The following is a 3365-nucleotide window of genomic DNA, read 5'->3' as shown; positions in this document are numbered from 1 at the left end:
GCGGCGCCGCGACCGGCAACAGACACAAGGCCACGACGACGTTCTGGCACAACGCTGCCTGCACCGCCGGGATGCGTCCGGAGCTGGCGCGGTTGGTCAGCGACAGAAGAGAAAACAGCAGGCCGGACAATACCGCCCAGAGCAGGCCGACGGTGGCGCCGCTGGCCAGATCGAACGCCGGGGTTACCAGCACCAGACCGACGCTGACCAATACCACCAGGAGAATTTCATTGGCGCGGATGCGTTCGCGGAAGATCAGCCCTTCGAGAATAACCGTGAACGCCGGGAAACTGGCGAAGCCCAAGGTGGCAATGGCTACCCCGGCGATCTTCACCGAAACAAAAAAACTCACCCAGTGCCCGGCCAGCAACACACCACTCAGCGCCAGGCGTCGCCAGTCCACTGCTTGCAGCTTTTGCCAGCCGCTCTGGCTGGCGAATCGAGCGAAGAAGGCCAGGGCAAGCACGGCGAAAGCAGCGCGGCCGAACACGATGACCGCCGGCGATGCGGCAGCGAGTTTGCCGAACACACCGGTCAGGCCGAACATCAAAGCGCCGATATGCAGGGCGCCGAGGGCGGTACGCGGAGTCATTGCAATCCTTAATCCAGACACAGTTTTGATCGTTCCCACGCAGGAGCGTGGGAACGCTCATCAAAAGAGCGCCAGTCTAAAGCGCTGTCGCCGTCGCGTCTGTCATCCGATTCCTCAATTTTTCAACGATGTGCGCTGTCATACGACTGACTCGCGCCTGTCACGGGCGATTAACGGCGCGCGCGCAAGCTGGCGAAAACATCGCAGAGGGTTGCCCATGACCAGCGCCGAGCTCGCCCGACCCAGTCGCAAACAACGGGTGCGAACCCTGTGGATCTCCGATGTGCACTTGGGCACGCGGGACTGTCAGGCCGAGCACCTGTCGCAATTTCTCAAGGGCTACCACGCCGACAAGGTCTATCTGGTCGGTGACATCATCGACGGCTGGAAACTGCGCAGCGGCATGTACTGGCCGCAAGCCCACACCAACGTCATCCGCCGATTGCTGACCATGAGCAAGCGCGGCACCGAAGTAATCTACGTCACCGGCAACCATGACGAATTCCTGCGGCGCTATTCGAAACTGATTCTGGGCAATATCCAGTTGGTCGACGAAGCTGTGCATGTCACTGCCGATGGCCGGCATTTGCTGGTGATTCACGGCGACCAGTTCGACGTGATCACCCGTTATCACCGCTGGCTGGCCTTTCTTGGCGACTCCGCCTACGAATTCACCCTGACCCTCAACCGCTGGCTCAATCACTGGCGCGCCCGTTATGGCTACGGTTACTGGTCGCTGTCGGCCTACCTGAAACACAAGGTCAAGACAGCGGTGAGTTTCATCAGCGACTTTGAAGAAGCCATCGCCCACGAATGCGTGAAGCGCGAACTGCATGGCGTGGTTTGCGGGCATATCCACCATGCCGAGATTCGCAAGGTGGGGGAGGTGGACTACCTCAACTGCGGCGACTGGGTCGAGTCGTGCACGGCGCTGATCGAGCATTGGGACGGCACGATCGAGCTGTATCGATTGGCGGATGCGCAGGCGCGGGAGGCGGAGCTCAAGGCTGCCAAAGTCGCCGAAATCGCCTGAGCGAAAAAGTACCCTGTGGGAGCGAGCCTGCTCGCGAAGGCGTAGCGTCAGACGAAACTTCTGTGCCTGATACCGCGCTTTCGCGAGCAGGCTCGCTCCCACATGTGTTCTCAGGCCGGGCTGTGTTCTTGCATCGCAGCCTTGTAAATCGAGTTCTTCGGTTGCGCAAACAGCCTTTCCATCATCGGCTCGAAGAAACTCAGCGGCAGCGTGTCATACGCCGGATCAAACGCCGCCGCGTCGTACTTGGCGCAAAATTCGGCAGTGGCGTGGAACTGCGGATGGTCCTTGAATTGCTCGCGCAAATGCCGATCCATGCCCAGATGATGAAAGAAGTAATAGCCCTGAAAGATTCCGTGCTTCTCCACCATCCACAGATTCTCCGCACTCACGAACGGCTTGAGAATCGCCGCGGCGATATCCGGATGATTGTACGAACCGAGGGTGTCGCCAATGTCGTGCAACAGCGCGCAGACCACGTATTCCTCGTCACGCCCGTCGCGAAAGGCGCGGGTCGCGGTTTGCAACGAGTGGGTCAGGCGATCCACGGGGAAACCGCCGAAGTCGCCCTCAAGCAGCTTCAGATGCGCGAGGATCCGCGATGGCAGTTGTCTGGCATAGGCACTGAAATCAGCGGCGATGATCGCCCAGTCTTTCTCGGTGCCGTCCTTCATATGGGTGAAGCGAGCATGGGCATTCATGGGCAGACCCTCATTCAGAACGCCACGCGACCGAGAATCATGTCGCGGTACATGACGAAATCGCCGAGCAGGCTGTACAGCGGATGCTGAAACGTCGCCGGGCGGTTTTTTTCGAAAAAGAAGTGGCCGATCCAGGCAAAGCTGTAACCCGCCAGAGGCAGGGCCAGCAACAGCAGCCAGGCGCTTTTGGCGATGCTGAGCGCGAGAATGAAGATGACCAGAGACGTGCCGATGAAATGCAGACGACGGCAGGTACTGTTGCTGTGCTCGGCGAGGTAATACGGGTAGAACTCGGCGAAGCTGTTGAACTGCTTGATATTTTCCACGACCGCGCTCTCTGTGGTGATTGTTCTGGCGACAAGTTGTGCGTCGGGCAGCTTATTTGAGTCTAGAGTGATCATTGGCGTGGGCCAGTGACAATCGGCGCCACTTTAGTATCCTTCGCAAATAGGGCGGTTATCTGCAGCCCGTCATGTAAAAGAATAACAACCATGAGCGAACGAACGACTTCTGCAAGCTGGGCGATGGGGATTGTCAAAGCACTGGAGATGGACGGCCTGGATTGCCGGGTTCTGTTCAAGCAACTGGGGCTGGACTTCAGTGCCCTCGAAGATCCGGATGCGCGTTTCCCGCAGGATTCCATGACCCGGCTCTGGCAGCGCGCGGTCGAGGTGTCCGGCAACCCGGCGATCGGCCTGAACATGGGCAAAGTGGTGCGCCCGGCCTCGTTTCATGTCGCCGGCTACGCGCTGATGTCGAGCAATACCCTGGCTGAAGGTTTCCAGCGTCTGGTGCGCTATCAACGCATCATTGCCGAAAGCGCCGACTTGAGCTTTCGCTTGCTCGATGAAGGTTATGCGCTGATTCTCACCGTGCACGGCGATCACCTGCCGCCGACCCGGCAGAGCGCCGAAGCGTCACTGGCCTGCGCGTTGGCGCTGTGCGGCTGGCTGACCGGGCGCCCGCTGCACCCGGTCAAAGTGTTGGTTCAGGGCGATCAGCCGACAAACCTGCAACCCTATAAAGAAGCCTTTCACGC

The 3365-nt window shown here is 59.5% G+C and carries 5 protein-coding genes; 2 read left to right on the top strand and 3 right to left on the bottom strand.

Annotated features, from left to right (window positions below; translation table 11 throughout):
- On the bottom strand, positions 1 to 592 hold a 592-nt coding region (locus D6877_RS11250), incomplete at its 3' end, for an EamA family transporter (RefSeq protein ID WP_130910815.1).
- 217 nt (positions 593 to 809) lie between these two features.
- Here D6877_RS11250 and D6877_RS11245 point away from each other — a divergent pair.
- The gene (locus tag D6877_RS11245; RefSeq protein WP_024012063.1) at positions 810 to 1625 is read left to right on the top strand and encodes a UDP-2,3-diacylglucosamine diphosphatase; all 816 of its coding nucleotides are present in this window, start codon (positions 810 to 812) and stop codon (positions 1623 to 1625) included.
- Positions 1626 to 1735: 110 nt separating this feature from the next.
- On the opposite strand, the gene D6877_RS11240 is transcribed toward D6877_RS11245, so the two are convergent.
- Positions 1736 to 2326, bottom strand: coding sequence for an HD domain-containing protein (locus tag D6877_RS11240; RefSeq protein ID WP_130910814.1), 591 nt, complete (start codon positions 2324 to 2326; stop codon positions 1736 to 1738).
- Between the two features lie 14 nt (positions 2327 to 2340).
- A complete protein-coding gene (locus D6877_RS11235) occupies positions 2341 to 2652 on the bottom strand; it encodes a DUF962 domain-containing protein (protein WP_130910813.1) in 312 nt (103 codons plus the stop codon).
- A 165-nt stretch (positions 2653 to 2817) separates the two neighbouring features.
- Between D6877_RS11235 and D6877_RS11230 the strand changes: the two genes are divergently transcribed.
- Positions 2818 to 3365: AraC family transcriptional regulator (locus tag D6877_RS11230; RefSeq protein WP_130910812.1), on the top strand; the 548-nt coding region annotated here is incomplete at its 3' end.

The sequence above is a fragment of the Pseudomonas sp. Sample_9 genome (genome assembly GCF_004307535.1).
Lineage (GTDB): Bacteria > Pseudomonadota > Gammaproteobacteria > Pseudomonadales > Pseudomonadaceae > Aquipseudomonas > Aquipseudomonas mercuritolerans.
Note: the sequence above shows the minus strand (reverse complement) of the source record. Positions and strands in the feature narration are given on the sequence as shown.

What these genes read in the sequence shown, in the direction of transcription:
- D6877_RS11245 (WP_024012063.1), top strand. Translation starts at nt 810, where the DNA reads ATGACCAGCGCCGAGCTCGCCCGACCCAGTCGCAAACAACGGGTGCGA.
- D6877_RS11240 (WP_130910814.1), bottom strand. Translation starts at nt 2,326, where the DNA reads ATGAATGCCCATGCTCGCTTCACCCATATGAAGGACGGCACCGAGAAA.